Annotated in this window: 20 protein-coding genes and 1 other annotated feature; of the genes, 19 read left to right on the top strand and 1 reads right to left on the bottom strand. The window is 52.9% G+C overall.

From position 1 onward, the window contains the following. The first annotated feature begins 85 nt into the window (after positions 1-85). The 18 genes from tsf (at position 86) to leuD (ending at position 17,333) form a co-directional block, all read left to right on the top strand. Entirely contained in the window at positions 86-994 is a 909-nt protein-coding gene (gene tsf, locus AC1931_RS00685) for a translation elongation factor Ts (RefSeq protein WP_483875306.1), read from the top strand. A gap of 26 nt (positions 995-1,020) precedes the next feature. Continuing rightward, positions 1,021-1,752, top strand: a complete 732-nt coding sequence (gene pyrH, locus AC1931_RS00690) for a UMP kinase (protein ID WP_483875307.1) — start codon at positions 1,021-1,023, stop codon at positions 1,750-1,752. Further along, positions 1,745-2,302, top strand: a complete 558-nt coding sequence (gene frr, locus AC1931_RS00695; protein WP_483875308.1) for a ribosome recycling factor — start codon at positions 1,745-1,747, stop codon at positions 2,300-2,302. The genes pyrH and frr overlap by 8 nt, the downstream gene beginning before the upstream one ends. A 32-nt stretch (positions 2,303-2,334) precedes the next feature. Beyond that, positions 2,335-2,502 (top strand): DUF362 domain-containing protein, encoded by a 168-nt coding sequence (locus AC1931_RS00700; RefSeq protein ID WP_483875309.1) that lies wholly within the window; start codon positions 2,335-2,337, stop codon positions 2,500-2,502. A 164-nt stretch (positions 2,503-2,666) separates the two neighbouring features. Continuing rightward, entirely contained in the window at positions 2,667-3,410 is a 744-nt protein-coding gene (locus AC1931_RS00705; protein ID WP_483876148.1) for an isoprenyl transferase, read from the top strand. A 38-nt stretch (positions 3,411-3,448) separates the two neighbouring features. Then, a complete protein-coding gene (locus AC1931_RS00710) occupies positions 3,449-4,234 on the top strand; it encodes a phosphatidate cytidylyltransferase (RefSeq protein ID WP_483875310.1) in 786 nt (261 codons plus the stop codon). Between the two features lie 9 nt (positions 4,235-4,243). Next, on the top strand, positions 4,244-5,404 hold the full coding sequence (locus AC1931_RS00715) for a 1-deoxy-D-xylulose-5-phosphate reductoisomerase (RefSeq protein WP_483875311.1): 1,161 nt from the start codon (positions 4,244-4,246) through the stop codon (positions 5,402-5,404). Next, on the top strand, positions 5,401-6,720 hold the full coding sequence (gene rseP, locus AC1931_RS00720; protein WP_483875312.1) for an RIP metalloprotease RseP: 1,320 nt from the start codon (positions 5,401-5,403) through the stop codon (positions 6,718-6,720). Before AC1931_RS00715 ends, rseP begins: the two co-directional genes overlap by 4 nt. 4 nt (positions 6,721-6,724) lie before the next feature. Continuing rightward, complete coding sequence (gene tsaB, locus AC1931_RS00725) at positions 6,725-7,453, top strand: tRNA (adenosine(37)-N6)-threonylcarbamoyltransferase complex dimerization subunit type 1 TsaB (RefSeq protein ID WP_483875313.1); 729 nt, start codon at positions 6,725-6,727, stop codon at positions 7,451-7,453. A gap of 71 nt (positions 7,454-7,524) precedes the next feature. Then, positions 7,525-7,743 carry a DUF465 domain-containing protein gene (locus tag AC1931_RS00730; RefSeq protein WP_483875314.1) on the top strand — a complete coding sequence of 73 codons (219 nt, stop codon included), beginning with the start codon at positions 7,525-7,527 and terminating at the stop codon, positions 7,741-7,743. Positions 7,744-7,881: 138 nt separating this feature from the next. Further along, on the top strand, positions 7,882-9,549 hold the full coding sequence (gene ilvD, locus AC1931_RS00735) for a dihydroxy-acid dehydratase (RefSeq protein WP_483875315.1): 1,668 nt from the start codon (positions 7,882-7,884) through the stop codon (positions 9,547-9,549). A gap of 199 nt (positions 9,550-9,748) precedes the next feature. Further along, positions 9,749-11,446 carry a biosynthetic-type acetolactate synthase large subunit gene (gene ilvB, locus AC1931_RS00740; protein WP_483875316.1) on the top strand — a complete coding sequence of 566 codons (1,698 nt, stop codon included), beginning with the start codon at positions 9,749-9,751 and terminating at the stop codon, positions 11,444-11,446. 50 nt (positions 11,447-11,496) lie between these two features. Then, complete coding sequence (gene ilvN, locus AC1931_RS00745; protein ID WP_483875317.1) at positions 11,497-11,988, top strand: acetolactate synthase small subunit; 492 nt, start codon at positions 11,497-11,499, stop codon at positions 11,986-11,988. 34 nt (positions 11,989-12,022) lie between these two features. Beyond that, a complete protein-coding gene (locus AC1931_RS00750; protein ID WP_483875318.1) occupies positions 12,023-12,667 on the top strand; it encodes a phosphatidylserine decarboxylase family protein in 645 nt (214 codons plus the stop codon). After that, positions 12,667-13,434, top strand: a complete 768-nt coding sequence (pssA, locus tag AC1931_RS00755; RefSeq protein ID WP_483875319.1) for a CDP-diacylglycerol--serine O-phosphatidyltransferase — start codon at positions 12,667-12,669, stop codon at positions 13,432-13,434. Before AC1931_RS00750 ends, pssA begins: the two co-directional genes overlap by 1 nt. A gap of 97 nt (positions 13,435-13,531) precedes the next feature. After that, positions 13,532-13,755 (top strand) — a binding site (T-box leader). A gap of 170 nt (positions 13,756-13,925) precedes the next feature. Beyond that, positions 13,926-15,467 (top strand): 2-isopropylmalate synthase, encoded by a 1,542-nt coding sequence (locus AC1931_RS00760; RefSeq protein ID WP_483875320.1) that lies wholly within the window; start codon positions 13,926-13,928, stop codon positions 15,465-15,467. 35 nt (positions 15,468-15,502) lie between these two features. Next, a complete protein-coding gene (locus tag AC1931_RS00765; RefSeq protein WP_483875321.1) occupies positions 15,503-16,783 on the top strand; it encodes a 3-isopropylmalate dehydratase large subunit in 1,281 nt (426 codons plus the stop codon). Between the two features lie 19 nt (positions 16,784-16,802). Continuing rightward, positions 16,803-17,333, top strand: coding sequence for a 3-isopropylmalate dehydratase small subunit (gene leuD / locus AC1931_RS00770; protein WP_483875322.1), 531 nt, complete (start codon positions 16,803-16,805; stop codon positions 17,331-17,333). Between the two features lie 108 nt (positions 17,334-17,441). On the opposite strand, the gene AC1931_RS00775 is transcribed toward leuD, so the two are convergent. Beyond that, the gene (locus tag AC1931_RS00775) at positions 17,442-18,191 is read right to left on the bottom strand and encodes a DsbC family protein (protein WP_483875323.1); all 750 of its coding nucleotides are present in this window, start codon (positions 18,189-18,191) and stop codon (positions 17,442-17,444) included. Positions 18,192-18,406: 215 nt separating this feature from the next. Here AC1931_RS00775 and leuB point away from each other — a divergent pair, with 215 nt between their 5' ends. After that, on the top strand, positions 18,407-19,498 hold the full coding sequence (gene leuB, locus AC1931_RS00780; protein ID WP_483875324.1) for a 3-isopropylmalate dehydrogenase: 1,092 nt from the start codon (positions 18,407-18,409) through the stop codon (positions 19,496-19,498). The last annotated feature ends 1 nt before the right edge of the window (position 19,499 follow it).

Consider the following 19,499-nt stretch of genomic DNA (forward strand, 5'->3'; position numbering starts at 1 on the left):
GGGCTGACAGGTCCGGCCGTTCTTTTGGTTATTACATCAGTTGCAGGTTGTTTAAGCCTGCTTTAAAAAAAACAGGGAGGATACAGTGAGCATTACAGCAGCCATGGTTTCTGAGTTGCGCAAGGCAACCGGAGCGGGAATGATGGATTGTAAAAAAGCCTTGACCGAAACCGCCGGCAACATGGAAGAAGCCATCGATTTTCTGCGCAAAAAGGGGCTTTCCGCAGCCGCCAAGAAGTCCGGTCGCGTTGCTTCTGAAGGGGTTGTCGCGGCTGAATCGAAAGGTTCGATCGGTGCGATTGTCGAGATTAATGCAGAAACGGATTTTGTCGCCAAAAATGATGCCTTTCAGGAATTCGTCAACGGCGTCCGGGACCTTGTCCTGACGAATCCGGTTGCTGACGTAGAGGCCCTTCATGGGATGTCCTATCCCGGCAGTGGTCGTACTGTCGCTGAGGAACTGACCCACCAGATCGCGACCATTGGCGAAAATATGAGCATTCGCCGCCTGGCGCGTATCGATGCCGGTGAAGGCGTGGTGACTTCCTATGTTCACGGTGCCGGTAAGATCGGTGTGCTGGTTGAGCTGAAAACCACCGCGAAGGATGAGCGCGTTAATGAGCTTGGTAGGCAGATTGCAATGCATGTCGCGGCTGCGGCGCCGCAATATCTGAACCGTGATGAGGTGCCGACCGAGATCGTCGAAAAAGAAAAAGAAATTATGCGGGTCAAGGCGCTGGAAAGTGGCAAACCTGAGAATATCGTCGAGAAAATCATCGCCGGTCAGATCAACAAGTTTTTTGGGGATGTCTGTCTGGTAGAGCAGGCCTTTGTCATCGATCCTGATCAAAGTGTGCAGAAGGTTGTCGCTGCCTGCGCCAAGGAACTTGGTAGCCCGATAGTGCTCAACGGTTATGTCCGTTTCCAGCTGGGCGAGGGAATAGAAAAGAAGGTCGATGATTTCGCGGCCGAAGTTGCAGCAATGAGTAAATAAGGGAGAATTACTAACAGGAGCAGCTTGTGGCAACCATCAAATATAAAAGAGTACTGTTAAAACTCAGTGGTGAAGCACTGGCCGGCGAGCAGGGATATGGCATCGATCCGGCTGTTATTAACGGCATTGCTGCCGAGATCAAGGAGGTTGTCGGTCTCGGCGTTGAGGTTGCCCTGGTGATTGGAGGGGGTAATATTTTCCGGGGTGTGGCGGCCTCTTCCAAGGGGATGGATCGTGCCAGCGCCGATTATATGGGGATGCTGGCAACCGTGATGAACAGTCTGGCGATGCAGGACGCGCTCGAAAAACAGGGGGTTGATACCCGCGTACAGTCGGCGATTGATATGCAGCAGATCGCTGAGCCCTATATTCGCCGCCGGGCGGTCAGACATCTGGAAAAGGGGCGCGTGGTCATCTTCAGTGCCGGTACCGGAAACCCGTATTTTACCACTGACACCGCCGCGAGTTTACGCGCCATGGAGATTCACGCCGATGTCATTCTCAAGGCCACCAAGGTCGACGGTATCTATTCTGCAGATCCCAATAAAGACAAAGATGCCATCAAATTACCGACCCTGACCTACCTGGAGGTATTGCAGAAGGGCTTGCAGGTGATGGATGCGACCGCAACGTCCCTGTGCATGGACAACAATCTGCCGATGATCATTTTTGACATGACCAGCCGTGACAACATAAAAAAGGTTGTTCTTGGTGAGCGGATCGGCACCATTGTCAGAGGAGGTAACAGCCATGATTGATGAGGTTCTCAGCGAAGCACGCAGCGGCATGGACAAGGCGATTAAGGCCCTGAAAAAGGAAATGACCAAGGTGCGTACCGGTCGGGCAAGCACGGCCCTGCTCGATGATGTCAAGGTCGAGTATTATGGTGTTCCAACTCCGTTAAGCCAGGTTGCAACCTTGTCGGCGCCGGAGGCGCGATTGATAACCGTCCAGCCCTGGGAAAAAAACCTGTTACCGGCTATTGAAAAGGCGATCTTCAAGGCCGATATCGGCCTGACCCCTTCTTCTGATGGTCAGTTGATCCGTTTGCCGGTACCGGCGCTGACCGAAGAGCGGCGGCAGGAAATGGTCAAGTTGATTAAACGCATGGCGGAGGACGCACGAATCTCCGTGCGCAATGCCCGGCGGGATGCCAATGAAAATCTGAAAATGCTGGAAAAAGAAAAAGAGATCACCGAAGATGAACAGAAACGCGGTGAAAAGGATGTGCAGCAGTTGACAGATGAGTACATCGGTAACATCGAGGTGGTGATACAGAGTAAGGAACGGGAGTTACTGGAAATCTGATGATGGCTGTTCTCTTACGCCAAAGGAGAGAAATGATGGCATTCAAAATTACTGAAGACTGCATCGGTTGCGGTACCTGCGTTGACAAGTGCCCGGTAGGTGCTATTGTCGAGTCCGGGGAAATTTTTACAATTACTGATGATTGTAACGAATGTGGTGCCTGCGTTGACTCATGCCCGGTCGATGCGATCGTTGAGTGAACATCTCCTGAGAAGGATGATGCAAAGAGCGTTTTTAACGCTCTTTTTTTTTGGCAGCAGGCAGTTTATTCTGTCATCTTGATGCAAGTTGAGTTGTCGCTTGTTAACTTGTCATGTTACTTTGCCCTGCAACTAAAGAACCGGTGGGGAATTGATCAGCAATGATGCAACACTCCTTAGAATCAGAAATTAACAACGTCCCTGCCCATGTTGCCATTATTATGGATGGCAACGGACGTTGGGCTCGGCAGCGTGGTTTGCCCCGGATTGCCGGTCATCAGCAGGGGGTTGAGGCTGTGACTGAGGTGGTTGATGCCTGCGCCCGCAACGCTGTACGCTATTTAAGTTTGTTCGCTTTCAGTTCGGAAAACTGGGGCCGTCCGCGGCAGGAAGTCGATGCACTGATGTTATTGCTCCTCGACTACCTGGCCTCGCAGCGGCAAAAAATGCTCGATAACGGAATTCGTCTGCGAGTTATTGGTGATCTTTCGCGCATGAGCGCAGCGGTCCAGCAAGCCATCGCCGAGGCGGTCCAGTCAACCTCTGCCGGCACTGGACTGACTCTGGTCCTGGCCCTGTCCTATGGCGGTCGTGATGAAATTTTACGCGCGGTCAAGCGGGTTGTCGCACAGGTACAAGCCGGTGATCTGGATCCTGATCAACTCAATGCTGCTACCTTTGCCGCCTGTCTTGATCTTGCCGACATGCCGCCGGCGGATCTGATGATCCGCACCAGTGGTGAAATGCGCCTCAGTAACTTTCTGCTCTGGCAGTCCGCTTATACCGAACTCTATTTTACCGATGTCTTGTGGCCGGATTTTAATCTGGAAGAACTGAATAAAGCGTTTGCTGACTATTATCAGCGTCGCCGACGCTTTGGTTTGACCGACGACCAGCTACAGCTTTGATGCCGCAGTAAAGGAGACCGACCATCAAACAACGTCTGATGACTGCCGCAATTGCGCTGCCGCTGCTGATCTTGCTGTTGGGGTTTGCCCCGCCGGTAATTTTTTCGCTCTTTGTTACCCTGATTGTTTTTCTGGCGTTGTTTGAATTCAATCGGATGGGCATGAAACAGGAGCAGGTTGTTGTCCAGTGGCTCGCAGCGGCCCTCGGCGCCGCTGTTGTACCCCTGTTTTTTTTCAATCAACCGGCATGGCTGTCCGTTTTTTTGACGGGCGTTTTTCTGGTTCTGGCCCTGTTTTTTCTGTTGCGCCCGGGAACTCTCACGCGCGTCCATCATCATTTTGGCTGGATCTGCCTGGGCCTTATCTATATCGCTTTACTACTAAGTCATCTGGTGCCGTTGCGCCTGCTCGTCGATGGCCGCCAATGGATTTTTTTTACTCTGGTTGTTGTCATGTGCTGTGATACCAGCGCCTATATTGTCGGCAGTCGTATCGGCAAACGCAAGCTGTATGCCCGGATCAGCCCCAATAAAAGTGTTGAGGGGGCTGTCGGAGGCGTTGTCGGGGCAGTTTTGGGGGCGCTGATATCAAAATTCGTATTTCTTCCCGCCATCGGTTTATGGCCCGTTCTTGCCGTGGGTCTGATGTTAGGTGTTGTCGGCCAGATCGGGGATCTGTTTGAGTCGATGCTGAAACGGGCTTGTGAGGTGAAGGATTCAGGGAATATGATCCCTGGCCACGGCGGCTTGCTTGATCGTCTTGACAGTCTGCTGTTTGCTTTTCCCCTGGTTTATTATGTTGTCCGCGGCTATTTGGGTGGTTAAGGGAGCCAGATGAAAAAAATCGCAGTTTTGGGGTCGACTGGCTCCATCGGGGTCAGTACTTTGCAAATTGTTGAGGAATTCCCCGATGCCTACCAGGTTGTTGCCTTGACGGCCGGCTCCAACCTCGATCTGCTATGTTTACAGGCGAGAAAGTTCCGGCCTGTCATGGTGGCGGTGATCAACAGTCAGGATGCCAACAGAGTCAGGCAACGCTTAAGTGACCTGAACATCGAGGTCTGCTGTGGTGTCGAGGGGCTGATCCAGTGTGCCACCCTTGATCAGGCCGATATGGTGGTTGCCGCCGTGGTGGGGGCGGCCGGACTGGTGCCGACCATGGCAGCCATTCAGGCCGGTAAGGATATCGCCCTGGCAAACAAAGAAACCCTGGTGATGGCAGGTGGCCTGATCATGGAAGCGGTGAGGCAGCAGGGGATAAAATTACTGCCGGTCGACAGCGAACACTCGGCCATTTTTCAGGCCCTGGCAGGCCACCATCACGGAGATATCCGGCGCCTGATTTTAACTGCCTCGGGCGGTCCTTTTCGTGAGCGCCCGGCCGCCGGGTTCAGTCAGATTACCCCGGCTGATGCCCTGGCTCATCCCAACTGGAGGATGGGGAAAAAAATCACCATCGATTCTGCCACCCTGATGAATAAAGGCCTGGAAGTTATTGAGGCGCACTGGTTGTTCGCTGTTCCGGCAACCATGATCGATGTTCATATCCATCCGGAAAGTATTATTCATTCCATGGTAGAATACATTGATGGCTCTGTCATTGCCCAACTTGGTGTGCCGGACATGAAAACCCCCATCGCTTATGCCCTGTCGTGGCCGCAGCGCTTGCCATTGAACCAGCCTGGTCTTGATCTGTGCCAGTTGGGAAAGCTGAACTTTTCTGCTCCCGATATCCAGCGTTTTCCCTGCCTGGGGCTGGCTTACCAGGCCCTTGAGTCGGGAGGAACATTGCCGGCGGTGCTGAATGCTGCCAACGAGGTAGCGGTGGCGGCGTTTCTTAACGAGCAGATCTTATTCACCGGTATTCATGAGTTGATTGAGCGGGTGATGGCTTGTCACGCGCCGGAAGAGGTTACCACGGTCGAACGGGTATTGCAGGCAGATCGGTGGGCGCGTGGCCGTGCCCGTGAATTTATTGCTGGAGGTTTGATATGACAACCATTGTTGCCGGCATCTTGATGCTCGGCTTTCTGGTTTTTGTTCATGAGCTCGGTCATTTTGCCGTTGCTAAAATGTGTGGGGTCAAGGTCCTGAAGTTCTCCATTGGCTTTGGACCCAAACTGGTATCCTATCGCTACGGCGAAACAGAATATCTGATCTGTGTGGTTCCCCTGGGAGGCTATGTGCAGATGCTGGGTGAAGGGTCGGGCTCAGAAGGTGAGGCGAGCCTTGAGGCGGAGGGCGATCATGACCGATCCTTCGCTGCCAAACCGGTGTCGCGACGCTTGGCGATTGTTGGCGCCGGGCCCTTGATGAACCTGGTATTGCCGTTGCTGATCCTGCCGATTTCTTTCATGGTCGGTGTGCAGATGCCGGCCTATGTTGAGCAGCCGGCCTGTATCGGTTATGTCCTGCCTGATTCCGATGCCGAGCGTGGTGGATTTAATCCCGGCGATTGTTTGCTGTCTGTTAATGGTACACCAATCGAACACTGGAATGCGGCAAACCTGCGCTTTGTCAGCGAGGCTGGATCGCCCCTGGTGTTTGATGTCAATCGTGAGGGCCGTCAGGTACAGGTGCTGTTGCCGGCCAGCAATAACAGTCTGGAAGGAATGCAGGGGCTGGGGCTGATGCCCGATCTGGCCGCCCGTATTGGTGGAATGGCACCAGGGATGGCAGCAGATCAGGCCGGCTTGCAGGTTGGTGATCTGATTCTGCGCATTGATGGGCAAGCTGTTCATTCCTGGTACGATTTGCGTGAACTGATTCAACAGACTCAAGGAACACCCGTTGATGTCCTGGTTGAACGCGACAGTCGTGAATTTTCAGTCGTCATGACTCCGGAGCAGCGTGAGGGCGATGGTGATTATCTGCTCGGTGTTGCGCCGCTGCACGAGCTCGAACTTAAGCGTTTTGGGCCTGTTGCTGCCTTTCGTGAAGGAGCAGCCAAGACAGGCGAGCTGATCGAGCTGACCATCGTGTTCATTCAAAAGCTCTTTACCGGAAATGTCTCCGCAAAAAATATCGGTGGACCCATCACTGTGGTTCAGGTTGCCGGACAGGCCGCACAGACCGATATTGCAGCAATTTTGACGGTGCTGGCGTTTATTTCCATCCAGTTGGGGATATTGAACCTGTTACCGATTCCAATCCTCGATGGTGGCCACATCCTGTTCTATCTCTATGAGTTGATCGCGCGACGGCCGGTTTCCTTGCGCGCCCGTGAGATGGCTCAACAGGTTGGCCTGGCGATGCTGCTGATGTTGATGGTGCTGGCGTTCTACAACGATATTAGCCGTCTTTGGGGTTGAGCAGATGATGGTCGGTACCCCCCGGATTCTGGCGCTGGATACCTCGTCGCAGGTGAGTAGCGTCGCGTTGTGTAAAGCCGAAGCACTGGTGGCAGAATCTGTCCTGAATCTGCGCAGTACCCATAGCCAGAGTCTGCTGGCCCAGATCGATGATCTGCTCAACGCAGCCGGTTGGGGATTGGCTGACCTGGATCTGCTGGCCGTGGTTACAGGTCCCGGAGCCTTTACCGGTGTGCGCATCGGCGTGGCAACCGTAAAAGGGCTGGCCCAGGTGCTCAATTTACCGGTTGTCTGTGTCTCCTCCCTGGCAGCGGTGGCAATGAATCTACCGCTGTTAGCGCAGCCGGTATGCGTGATGATTGATGCCAGAAAAAAGGAAGTCTATACCCAGCAGTTCCAACTGCAGGATGGGTTTCCCCGACCCTTTAATCCGGCGCGGGTGATTGCTCCTTCCGGGGTTCTGGCTGATCTCCCGAAGGATAGCTGTTTTGTTGGTGATGGCGTTGCCGTTTACCGTGATCTCATCTTGCAGCATGGCTTTGAACCGCGCGTCCTGGCACCGGCCTGCTGTCATCCTATCCAGGCCTCCAGGGTCGCCGCTCTGGCCCTGCGGGACTTTTTCAAGGGCTTGAGCCAGCGGCCTGAACAGGTTGTGCCGACCTATATCAGGCCATCGGATGCTGAGCTCAACAGGCAGAGCAATAATGTTGGTGAGAGCCGGGTTAGGTGTTGACTTTTTACAACCGATCTGGTTAATTTCAAACAGGTAAAAAGCCCCTAAACGTCAACAACGTGGAGGTTCCTATGGACATTGATCAATCCCTTTTGCAGAGCCTTATTGATAACAACCCAAGGTTCCGCATGCTCTACGAAAATCACAGCCTGCTTGAAAAACAACTCCAGGAATTTGAAAAACGTCCCTTTCTTTCCGCAGACGAAGAAATCGAAAAAAACAAGGTCAAAAAATTAAAGCTGATCGGCAAGGATGAAATGGAGACCATCGTTCAGTCCGTGACCGTTTGATCGAGCTTCAAGATTGCGAATTGTTTTAATATGGCAAAGGGTTTAAGCGAGCGCTTAAGCCCTTTGCTGTATTTGAGGGGCAGGTTGTACCAAGTTTAATTTCTAATCTTTTGTATGTGACATAAAACAGGTGAAAAAATGACCAAACGAAGTGATGCCATTACCAAAGGGTTTGAACGCACGCCTCACCGTGCGCTGTTAAAAAGTACCGGTGTGCCAAACGATCAGATGGATCGTCCTTTCATCGGGATCGCCTCTTCCTTTACCGATCTGATTCCCGGGCATACCGGAATGCGCGACCTTGAGCGTTTTATCGAAAAGGGAGTTCATACCGGCGGTGGCTATTCCTTTATCTTCGGGATTCCCGGTGTCTGCGATGGCATTGCCATGGGTCACAAAGGGATGCACTATTCGTTGCCGACACGTGAATTGATCGCTGATATGGTTGAGTCGATTGCCGAGGCCCATCGTCTTGATGGTCTGGTCCTGCTGACCAATTGTGACAAGATCACACCGGGGATGCTGATGGCTGCTGCACGTCTCGATATCCCCTGTATTGTTGTTACCGCCGGCCCTTCCCTGACCGGAGCCGGTCGCAACGGCCGGCGTTTTTCCTTTGTTACTGACACCTTTGAGGCGATGGGGCAGTACAAAGCCGGGGTGATTGATGAAAAACAGCTGTTCGAATGTGAAGAGAGCGCCTGCCCGACTGCAGGCTCCTGCCAGGGGATGTTTACCGCCAACACCATGGCGGTGCTGACTGAAACCCTTGGCATGAGCTTACCGCGTTGCGGCACGGCCAGTGCGGTATCATCGCTGAAGCGGCGTATCGCTTTTGCATCAGGTGAGCGCATCGTCGGACTGGTGCGCGATCAGGTAACTCCACGTCAGATTCTTACCCGTGCAGCTTTTGAAAACGCGATTCGGGTGGACCTGGCCCTCGGTGGTTCGAGCAATACGGTTCTGCATCTGCTCGCCATCGCCCATGAGGCCAAGATCCCTCTGCCATTGGAGCTGTTTGACGAACTTGGCAGAACAACCCCGCAATTGGCGCACATGAACCCGGGAGGACCGAACTTTATGGAGGACCTTGACACTGCCGGGGGGGTTCTGGCAGTACTTTATCAGTTGCGGGAGCAGATCAGTGATAACCCCACCCTGTTAGGCCCGAACCTTGCGCAGTTGATTGCCTCGGTCGCTGAAGTTGACGAGGATATCGTGCGTCCTGTATCGTCGCCGATCCGCCCGGAAGGAGGGTTAGCGGTTCTGAAAGGCAACCTGGCGCCGGAGGGGGCGATTGTCAAGCAGTCCGGGGTATCGGACAAGATGATGACGTTCTCCGGGCATGCTCGCTGCTACGATTCAGAAGAGGATGCCATGGCGGCACTGCTGGCTGGTGAAATTGTTGCCGGGGATGTTGTCGTCATTCGCTATGAAGGGCCCAAAGGCGGGCCGGGGATGCGTGAAATGCTTGCTCCGACAGCAACTCTCATGGGTTTAGGGCTAGGTGACAGTGTTGCTCTGATTACCGACGGACGTTTTTCCGGCGGCACCCGGGGCCCCTGTGTCGGCCATATCTCACCCGAGGCGGCCCAGGGAGGCCCGATCGCCCTGGTGCGCGATGGCGATACCATTGAGCTCGATATCCCTGCCCGTTCCCTCGAACTCAAGGTCACAACCGCCGAACTCGAGCAGCGCCGCAGTGAATGGCGGGCGCCGGAACCCAAGATCAAGACCGGTTGGTTGGCACGTTATGCCAAGGTCGTCACCAATGCGGCAACCGGAGCCGTCTGTAATGTTGACTGAAAATGGACAGCATGCTTAATGCGTTGCCTGTCAGGGTCTCCAGGAGACAGAATCCAGCTTTCTGAAAGGAAACCCGTCAGAGCAACAAGCGTGCTTCTTCGTTCTAACTTCTGAATTCTATATTTTATGTTCTGTATTCTGGTACCCCGCTGCTTGCGGCGGGGTCGTTCATTCGACGTCACATTGAGGAGACAAAACAATGAAGCTGACCGGGTCACAGATTTTGCTCGAGTCGTTAAAATGTGAGGGAGTTGATACGGTTTTTGGCTATCCCGGTGGTGCGGTCATCAATATTTATGATGATCTCTACGATTCCTCCATTAACCACATTCTTACCCGGCATGAACAGGCAGCGGTTCATGCCGCTGACGGTTATGCCCGTTGTACCGGACGGGTCGGCGTTGTCATTGCCACCAGCGGGCCCGGCGCGACCAATACGGTGACCGGAATTGCCACCGCTTACATGGACTCCATTCCCCTGGTTGTTATCACCGGTCAGGTACCCACCCCGCTGATCGGCAACGATGCTTTTCAGGAAGCTGATATTTGTGGAATTACCCGGCCCTGCACCAAGCACAATTTTCTCGTCAAGAATATCCGCGATCTTGCCAGAACTGTAAAGGAAGCTTTTTACATCGCCCGCACCGGACGTCCCGGACCGGTATTGGTTGACCTCCCCAAGGATATTCAGGTGGCTACGCTGGAGTTCAACTATCCGGAAACCGTTGAGCTGCGTGGCTACAAACCCACCTACTCCGGGAATTTCCGGCAGATTGAAAAAGCCGCTAAAATGATCCTGGAAGCGCGGCGGCCGGTGCTGTATGTCGGCGGCGGCATTAATCTGTCCGGTGCCAACGCCGAGCTCCTGGCGCTGGCTGAATTGACCCGGATTCCGGTTACCACCACCCTGATGGCGATGTCGGCATTTCCTCAGCATCATCCGTTAGCTCTGGGAATGCTGGGAATGCACGGAACCTTCTGTGCCAACATGTCGGTGACCGAGTGTGATCTGCTGATTGCTATCGGCTCTCGTTTTGATGATCGAGTGACCGGCCGTATCGACAGTTTTGCCGAGAAGGCAAAAATTATCCATGTCGATATTGATCCCACTTCGATTAAGAAAAACGTTGCTGTTGATCTGCCGATTGTGGGTGATTTGCTCGATGTGCTGAGTAAACTGAAAGATTCCCTTGACCAGAAGACCGAACAGCTCGGGGTGTTCCGTGAGCAGTTGCGGGAGTGGCAATCGCACATCGCAACATGGCGCGAACGTCACCCCATGGCTTACCAGTCATCCAATACGGTGATCAAGCCACAGTACGTGATTCAGAAGTTGCGGGAACTCTCTAATGACGATGCGATCATTACCACGGAAGTCGGCCAGCATCAGATGTGGACGGCGCAGTTTTTCAGTTTCACTCAGCCTCGTACCTTTTTGACCTCTGGTGGCCTGGGGACCATGGGATTTGGACTTCCGGCAGCATTAGGAGCCCAGGTCGCCTTCCCTGAGCGGCAGGTGATTGATATTTCCGGTGATGGATCATTTCAGATGAATTCGCAGGAGCTGGCAACCCTGGTGCAGTACCAGTTGCCGGTAAAAATCGTCATTTTGAACAATAACTATCTTGGGATGGTACGCCAGTGGCAGCAGATGTTTTTTAACAAGCGTTACAGTCAGACCGTGATGGAGCTGCCGATCGATTTCGTCAAGCTGGCGGAAGCCTATGGCGCGGTCGGATTTAATGCCACCCAGGTCGATGAAGTAGAAACGGTTATCCAGAAAGCATTCGCAACCCCGGGTCCGGTGTTGATGAACTTCAAAATATCGCGTGAAGAAAATGTGTTGCCGATGGTTCCGGCCGGCAAGGCGATCCACGAAATGGTGCTGGCTTCATGATCTATTATTTGATGATATGAGTTGAACGCCCCAGAGGAGAGTGGACGAGAATGAAACATACAATTTCTGTGCTGGTTGAGAATGAATTTGGAGTGCTTTCGCGCGTATCCGGGCTTTTTTCCGGGCGGGGGTTTAATATTGAAAGCCTTTCTGTTGCCCCGACCCTTGAACCCGATACCTCGCGGATGACTATTGTCACCACTGGTGACGATCGCATCCTCGAGCAGATTACCAAGCAACTGAACAAACTGATTTCAACCATCAAGGTGGTCGATTTTACCAGTAAAGACTTTATCGCCAGAGAGCTGGCGCTGATCAAGGTAGCGACAGAAGCAGATACCCGAGCCGAAGCGCTACGAATCGTCGATATCTTTCGCGCCAAGGTCATTGACGTCACTCCCAAAACCTATACCATCGAAATAACCGGTGCGCCCGCTAAGATCAATGGTATATTGGAGCTGTTGCGGCCCATGGGAATCAAGGAGGTTGTGCGGTCCGGGCCGGTTGTCATTGGCCGTGGAGCCAAGGGTGTCAGCGGCTGATAGCCATTAACATTGTTTTTTTATAGGGAGTTTTATGTATAAAGCAGACCAGTTTATCGCACGCGAAGGCTATCCCTTCATCGCCCTGTTTGGTTTTGTGACCCTTGTTTTTGCCCTGTTGGACTGGACCTTTGTCACCCTGATCCTGTTATTTTTGACCCTTTTTACTGCTTATTTTTTTAGAGATCCAGTCCGGGTTGTTCCGCTAGAAGAGGGTGTCCTGGTGGCTCCCGCCGATGGCAAGGTGATTTTTGTCGGTGAGGTTGATGAGGAGCGGTTCTTTAATGCCCGGGTTACCAAGGTCAGCATCTTTATGTCGGTGTTTGATGTCCATATCAATCGGGCACCCTGTGACGGCAAGGTTGTTGACATGTTTTACAACAAGGGGGAATTCGTCAACGCCTCTTACGATAAAGCCAGTGAATGCAACGAGCAGTCCGGAATTCTGCTTGAAACCAGCGCCGGCCCCACCATTCTTTTTGTCCAGATTGCCGGCTTGATTGCGCGCCGGATTATCACTTATCCGGTTATCGGTGATATGCTTGAACGCGGTGCCCGCTATGGTCTGATCCGTTTTGGTTCACGGGTGGATCTCTATCTGCCCAGCCGGATTGATGTCAGCATCACCCTGGGCGAGCGGACGGTAGCAGGAGAAACTATTTTAGGACGTTTTAACTGATGGAAGAAGAAAAGTTGCGAAGCGAAAAGCGTGAGAACCTGCGTAAAGGGGTTTATCTTTTGCCGAACCTGATCACTGCGGCAGGGATCTTTGCCGGTTTCTATGTCATTATTTCGACCATTGACGGTAATTATAGTCGCGCTGCCTGGTTTATCCTGCTGGCTGCCATTTTTGATGGCCTTGATGGCAAGGTTGCGCGCCTGACCGGAACGACCAGCAAGTTTGGCGTCGAACTTGATTCTCTCGCCGATGTTATCTCTTTTGGTGTTGCTCCGGCGGTTCTGCTCTACGACTGGGCGCTGCGGCCCTATGGTAAGTTGGGATGGCTGGCGGCGTTTCTTTTTGTTATCTGCGGGGCTTTGCGTCTGGCGCGTTTTAATGTCCAGGTGACCACGGTCGAATCGCGACGTTTTGTTGGTTTGCCGATTCCGGCGGCTGCCTGTATTGTGGCTACCTGCGTACTGTTGTTTTATCAGCTCGGTGGAACCGGTACCATCCGTATGGTTTCGATGGTGCTGCTGGTATTTGTGCTGGCATTTCTTATGGTCAGCAATGTTCCCTATGTTTCCTTCAAGGATCCGGAACTCTTCAAGCGTCAACCCTTTCGGATGCTGGTTTTGTCGATCATGCTGCTGATCGTGATTATTGCCAAACCTGAAGTAATGCTGTTTTTGATCGGCATGGTTTACCTCGCCTCGGGACCGGTCGGTTATTATTCCTCCCGCCGTAACAGGCATCATGATCCGCCCTCTGCAGTTGAATCTTGACTGTAGTGGGCAAAAAACGGATAAAGATAGAACCGGATTATAAAACTTCTTGACTTGGCAACAACTTTTAGGTTGAATCGAATCATTAGAAATTAAGGTAACAGCGATGAAGAGGAGTAGTAGGCGTCGCATCCGTTCGTGAGAGCCGGTGGTGCTGAGAACCGGTACGGAGAAACGCTGAACTCGCCTTGGAGCTGCAGGGATGAATGATCAATAGTCTCTGCCGTGACCCTGCGTAAAGGGGAAAACAAGGTCTGTCCGGCAACATCGACAGACGAATCAGGGTGGTACCGCGAAGCTTTTTTGGCTCTCGCCCCTGTAGGTTACGGGGGGAGAGCTTTTTTTATGCCTGATTTAATTGAAAAGGGGGTGGTTCCGGCGTGGAATTGGACCTGGGTGAGCTAGCGCTGAAGAGATTTCCTGAACGAAGTGAAACATTTATGAACCGTCCCGCAGGTCTCTGCAGGATCGATACTGACAAGGAGTAGGCAATGGCACAGGCAGATAGAATCATTATTTTCGACACAACCTTGCGTGATGGCGAACAGTCCCCTGGCGCGAGCATGAACATTGAAGAAAAAATCCGGATTGCCCAGCAGCTTGAACGACTCAATGTCGACGTCATGGAGGCGGGATTTCCGATTGCTTCTGATGGCGATTTTGAGGCGGTAAAAAAGGTTGCCCAGACAGTTAAAAAGGCTCAGGTCGCAGGGCTGTCACGGGCCAACAATATGGATATTGATCGCGCCTGGGAGGCGCTCAAATACGCCGGTGACAGGGGGCGGATTCATACCTTTATTGCGACCAGTGATATCCATATGCAGTACAAACTCAAGATGAGTGAGCAGCAGGTGCTTGATACTGCAGTAGCTGCCGTCAAGCGTGCTGGCGGCTATACACCCAACGTTGAGTTTTCGGCTGAAGACGCTGTGCGTACTCGCCTGCCGTTTCTCGCCAAAGTCATCAAGGCGGTGATAGAGGCTGGAGCAACGACCGTGAATATTCCGGACACGGTTGGTTACACCATTCCTTCTGAATATTCGGAAATCATTCACTATTTAAAGAAACATGTCAGCAATATCGAAAAAGCCATTATTTCGGTTCACTGCCATAACGACCTCGGACTGGCGGTTGCTAACTCCCTTGCGGCGGTGCAGGCCGGTGCCCGCCAGGTTGAGTGTACCATCAATGGAATCGGTGAGCGAGCCGGTAACTGTTCGCTGGAAGAGGTCGTTATGACCCTCAAGACCCGCCAGGATATTCTGCCCTATCAGACGGACGTGACCACCGAGCAGATTACTCCGACAAGCAAGTTGTTGTCGAATATTACCGGTATTCTGGTGCAGCCCAACAAGGCGATTGTCGGTGCCAATGCCTTTGCCCACGAGGCCGGCATTCATCAGCATGGGGTGTTGATGGAAAAAACCACCTATGAAATCATGACGCCGGAATCGGTTGGCTTGAATCAGAACAAGCTGGTGCTTGGAAAACACTCCGGCCGTCACGCCTTTATCGATCGCCTCAAGCAGTTAGGGCATGATCTGACGCGAGAGGAAATCGAAAAGGCATTTGTACGCTTTAAAACCCTCGCTGATATGAAAAAAGAAATTTTTGACGAGGATCTTGATGCCATTATTGCGGATGAGGTGTTACGTGTGCCGGAAATCTTCGTGTTGCAGCAGATGAATGTCAGCTCGGGTTCTTTTGCCGCGCCCACGGCAACCGTTGAGCTGGTGATTAATGGCAAGGCGAAAAAGACTGCGGTCATGGGTGATGGGCCGGTTGATGCAACCTTCAAGGCGATCAAGAAATTAACCAAAAGCAATGCTCCGCTTTTGAGCTTCTCTGTCGGTGCCATTACCGGAGGTACCGATGCTCAAGGCGAGTGTACCGTGCGTCTGCAGACCGAAGACGGGCGTGAGGTGCTGGGGCAGGGGGCTCATCCGGATATCATTGTTGCCAGTGCCAAAGCCTACTTGAATGCGCTGAACAAAATTGCCAGTCATACCAAAAGGACTCAGTTCGCTCTTTAGGGTGGAGCGACTATTAGTGGAACAGAGGAGTGTACATGGGTAAGACCTTAGCAGAAAAAATATTTGACAGTCACTTGCGCGACGAGCCTTTTCCCGGGACCAAGGTGCTTAACATTGACCGGGTTCTCTGCCACGAGATTACCACGCCAGTTGCTATAGCTGATCTGGTCTGGCGTGACAAGGATCGGGTGTTTGACCGTACCAGGATCAAGGCGGTCATTGATCATGTCACCCCGGCCAAGGACAGCAAGACCGCAACCCAGGCGAAGATGTTGCGCGACTGGGCGCGGCGACATGACCTCCCCGACTTTTTTGATGTCGGCCACAATGGCGTCTGTCACGCCCTCTTTCCGGAAAAAGGCTTCATCCATCCAGGCCATACCGTCATCATGGGTGACAGCCACACCTGTACCCACGGTGCCTTTGGCGCCTTTGCCGCCGGTGTCGGCACCACTGACCTCGAAGTGGGTATCCTTAAAGGGGTCTGTGCTTTTCGGGAACCGGCAACGATCCGTGTCAATCTTGACGGTGTCTTGCCGACCGGGGTCTTTGCCAAGGATGTTATCCTCTACGTCATCTCCCGTCTGGGGGTGAATGGAGCGACGGATAAAGTTATTGAGTTTCGTGGTTCAGTGGTTAACCGGATGAGCATGGAAGCGCGGATGACCCTGTGCAATATGGCAATAGAGGCCGGTGGTACTTCCGGCGTCTGCATGCCCGATCAGGTCACGGTCGATTATCTCTGGCCGTTCATCAACGAGGATTTTCCCAGCAAGGAAGCGGCACTAGCGGAGTTCGGTCAGTGGTGCTCGGATGAGGACGCCCGTTACGTCGAGGTGCTGGATATTGATGTGTCGACCCTCGTGCCACAGGTAACCTACGGTTACAAGCCCGATTGTGTTAAGCCGGTCAACGAAATGGCCGGGACACCTGTTGATCAGGTTTATATCGGCACCTGTACCAATGGGCGGATAGAGGACTTGCGTCAGGCTGCCGAGGTATTGCGTGGTCGTCAGGTCGCTACGACGGTGCGCGGGATCGTGTCCCCGGCTACCCCGAAAATATACAATGATGCGTTGGCCGAAGGGATTATTGAGATTTTCATGGCCGCCGGTTTCTGTGTGACTAACCCGACCTGTGGCGCGTGCCTGGGCATGAGTAATGGCGTTCTGGCCGATGGAGAGGTTTGTGCTTCTACCAGTAACCGAAACTTTAATGGTCGCATGGGTAAGGGTGGTATGGTTCATCTGATGAGCCCGGCCACGGCCGCAGCGACCGCCGTCACAGGTGTTATCACCGACGCCAGAACCCTTTAGCCCGGCAGGAGATTATCTGATGCAGAAAAAATTTGGCGGTCGCGCTATCGTGCTTGACCGTTCTGATATTAATACCGATGAGATTATTCCGGCTAAATACCTGACCGAAGTGACCAAGGAAGCGCTCAAACCATACCTGTTGGAGGATCTTAAACTGGAAGGTTTTGACCCCAATGGGGACGCACTGGCCAATGCAACGGTTGTTATCTCGCGCGAAAACTTCGGGTGCGGTTCGTCGCGTGAACATGCCCCCTGGGTTTTCGAGGTGAACGGTATTCATACCATCATTGCCCAAAGTTACGCGCGCATCTTCCGCCAGAATATGTTTAACTGCGGCATGCTGGCGGTTGAACTGCCTCAGGAATCCATTGATGCCCTGATTGCTCTGGCTGCAAAAGCACCGCTGGAGGTAACAGTTGACTTAGAAGGGCAAAAAATGACGGCTTCAGCTGCCGGTCAGACCTTGAACTATGATTTTGACATCAGCTCTTTTGATAAGGCCCTGGTTGTCGCCGGCGGCTGGGTTGAGTTTGCTGACGCCCGTTATTAACAAGAGCATCTTGCCCTGTCCACGGACAACAAAAAAAGCCGTCACCTGATTGCCAGGTGCCGGCTTTTCTTTGTGGTTCGGGTTGGAGTCTTGCCCGCCGACTGGCGATCAGTTCACCGCCGGCGCCGAATTATCTTTAATCAGTTGCAGCAGGTCGTCGACGGGGCGATAACCGGCATGGATCTGGCCATTAGGCAGAACCAGGGTTGGTGTGCCGGTGATTTGCAGCGACTGAGCTGTTTCCTGGTTTTTGCGCAGGACGTCCGTGTCGCAACTTGGTTCAGGCAGGGCTGTGCCGGCAAAGGCCTGTTCCAATTGCTCCATCGACTTGTTACAGATAATGGTTTGCGAGATGCGCTGAGAGTTAGGTTGCATGGGCAGCAGGACAATCTGGAAAAGCAGATCAGGATCTTTTTCAAGGGCCTGATATAATACAGAATGAAGCTGGCTGCAGTAGGGGCACAGGGGGTCGGTGAAAACAATCACCTGCTGTTGCGCCTGCGGGTTGCCAAGAGGCAGGGCATCTTCAAGGGGGATCGCTGTCACATCAACCGGGTTGAGACGGCGGAACAGGTCTTCTGTGAGGTTGCGGCGCTGCTTTAAGTCAATGACATTCCCGGAGAACATGTAGGTACCGGTGGCATCAAGGTAAAGAGGAATGTTCCGGCCCTGCATCTTTACGCTGACCAGATACAGGCCGGGGATTTCGGAAGGAGAGACAGCCAGAACCTCACCTTGAATCTCCTGCAGGGCTGCGATAGCGGCTTCTTTGGTCAGAGTGGGCTGTGTTGCGGCAGCCAGTGTGGTCATGCCGGTCAGTAACAACAGCACCAACACTGTTAATGATAGTTTGTGCACGTTTTTGCTCCTGTCATGGGTATGGGTTGGTTTGAGTGTTTGACTGTTACTTATAGCATGAACCCCCTGTGTTTGTCAGGCACTGCGATGGCGCGTTGGATTAAGAGAAATAATTTGACAAATCCGCGCCCCCTTTTTATAGTCCCAGCGACTTTGATGCCCTTAATTCTGAGGGCTTTTTTATTGATGTAAGAATAAATCAGGAGACATGAACAATGGCCAAAATTTTTAAGGTAGCCGTGTTGCCGGGCGATGGAATCGGCCCTGAGGTGATGACAGAGGCATTGAAGGTGCTTGAAGCGATCGGACGTCGCTACGATGTTCACTTTGAGCGGATGCCGGCCAATGTCGGCGGTGCGGGTATCGATCTTGAGGGCAAAGCGTTACCTGAGACGACGGTTGCCATCTGCAAGTCTGCTGATGCGATTCTTTTCGGCAGTGTCGGAGGTCCCAAGTGGGAATCTCTGCCGCCTAACGAGCAGCCCGAGCGTGCGGCATTGCTCCCGTTGCGCAAAATTTTTGGTCTTTTCTGCAACCTGCGCCCGGCAATTATTTTCCCGGCGCTGACCGGAGCTTCCAGTCTGAAGCAGGAAATTATTGATGGTGGTTTCGATCTTCTTGTCGTGCGTGAACTGACAGGTGGTATCTATTTTGCTGAGCCCAAAGGGATTGAAGGAGAAGGCCCTGCGCGCACCGGCTTTGATACCATGAAATATTCTGAGGCCGAGATTGAGCGGATCTCCCATGTCGCCTTCGCCGCGGCACGCAAGCGAAATAAAAAGGTCTGCTCCATTGACAAGGCCAACGTTTTGTCTACTTCAGTGGTCTGGCGCGAAGTGGTTGAACGGATCGGCAAGGAATACCCGGATGTCGAACTGAGCCACATGTATGTTGATAACGCAGCCATGCAGCTGGTGCGCTGGCCAAAGCAGTTTGATGTAATGCTGTGCGGCAATATGTTCGGCGATATTATCTCAGATGAAGCAGCCATGTTGACCGGTTCATTGGGGATGTTGCCCTCGGCCTCCCTTTCTGAGGGGACCTTCGGTATGTACGAACCTTCCGGTGGCAGTGCGCCGGATATTGCCGGTAGGGGAATTGCCAATCCGATAGCTCAGATTCTATCGGCATCAATGATGTTGCGTTATTCCTTTGCCATGATCGATGCGGCAGATGCGGTTGATGCTGCGGTAGAAAAGGTTCTGAACGACGGGTACCGGACTGCCGATATTTATCAGGGACATGCGGGCGAAAAGAAAGTCGACACCGCAACCATCGGAGACGCCATCGTCGCCGCTATCGGCTAGG

Source organism: Pelovirga sp. C15f (genome assembly GCF_057178085.1).

Bases quoted from the DNA above. Each gene is read 5' to 3' on its own strand.
- pssA (WP_483875319.1), top strand. From the start codon at position 12,667: ATGGAAGAAGAAAAGTTGCGAAGCGAAAAGCGTGAGAACCTGCGTAAA.
- ilvN (WP_483875317.1), top strand. From the start codon at position 11,497: ATGAAACATACAATTTCTGTGCTGGTTGAGAATGAATTTGGAGTGCTT.
- AC1931_RS00730 (WP_483875314.1), top strand. From the start codon at position 7,525: ATGGACATTGATCAATCCCTTTTGCAGAGCCTTATTGATAACAACCCA.
- AC1931_RS00705 (WP_483876148.1), top strand. From the start codon at position 2,667: ATGCAACACTCCTTAGAATCAGAAATTAACAACGTCCCTGCCCATGTT.
- leuB (WP_483875324.1), top strand. From the start codon at position 18,407: ATGGCCAAAATTTTTAAGGTAGCCGTGTTGCCGGGCGATGGAATCGGC.
- AC1931_RS00760 (WP_483875320.1), top strand. From the start codon at position 13,926: ATGGCACAGGCAGATAGAATCATTATTTTCGACACAACCTTGCGTGAT.
- AC1931_RS00765 (WP_483875321.1), top strand. From the start codon at position 15,503: ATGGGTAAGACCTTAGCAGAAAAAATATTTGACAGTCACTTGCGCGAC.
- ilvB (WP_483875316.1), top strand. From the start codon at position 9,749: ATGAAGCTGACCGGGTCACAGATTTTGCTCGAGTCGTTAAAATGTGAG.
- AC1931_RS00715 (WP_483875311.1), top strand. From the start codon at position 4,244: ATGAAAAAAATCGCAGTTTTGGGGTCGACTGGCTCCATCGGGGTCAGT.
- leuD (WP_483875322.1), top strand. From the start codon at position 16,803: ATGCAGAAAAAATTTGGCGGTCGCGCTATCGTGCTTGACCGTTCTGAT.
- ilvD (WP_483875315.1), top strand. From the start codon at position 7,882: ATGACCAAACGAAGTGATGCCATTACCAAAGGGTTTGAACGCACGCCT.
- rseP (WP_483875312.1), top strand. From the start codon at position 5,401: ATGACAACCATTGTTGCCGGCATCTTGATGCTCGGCTTTCTGGTTTTT.
- AC1931_RS00700 (WP_483875309.1), top strand. From the start codon at position 2,335: ATGATGGCATTCAAAATTACTGAAGACTGCATCGGTTGCGGTACCTGC.
- frr (WP_483875308.1), top strand. From the start codon at position 1,745: ATGATTGATGAGGTTCTCAGCGAAGCACGCAGCGGCATGGACAAGGCG.
- AC1931_RS00750 (WP_483875318.1), top strand. From the start codon at position 12,023: ATGTATAAAGCAGACCAGTTTATCGCACGCGAAGGCTATCCCTTCATC.
- tsaB (WP_483875313.1), top strand. From the start codon at position 6,725: ATGATGGTCGGTACCCCCCGGATTCTGGCGCTGGATACCTCGTCGCAG.
- AC1931_RS00710 (WP_483875310.1), top strand. From the start codon at position 3,449: ATGACTGCCGCAATTGCGCTGCCGCTGCTGATCTTGCTGTTGGGGTTT.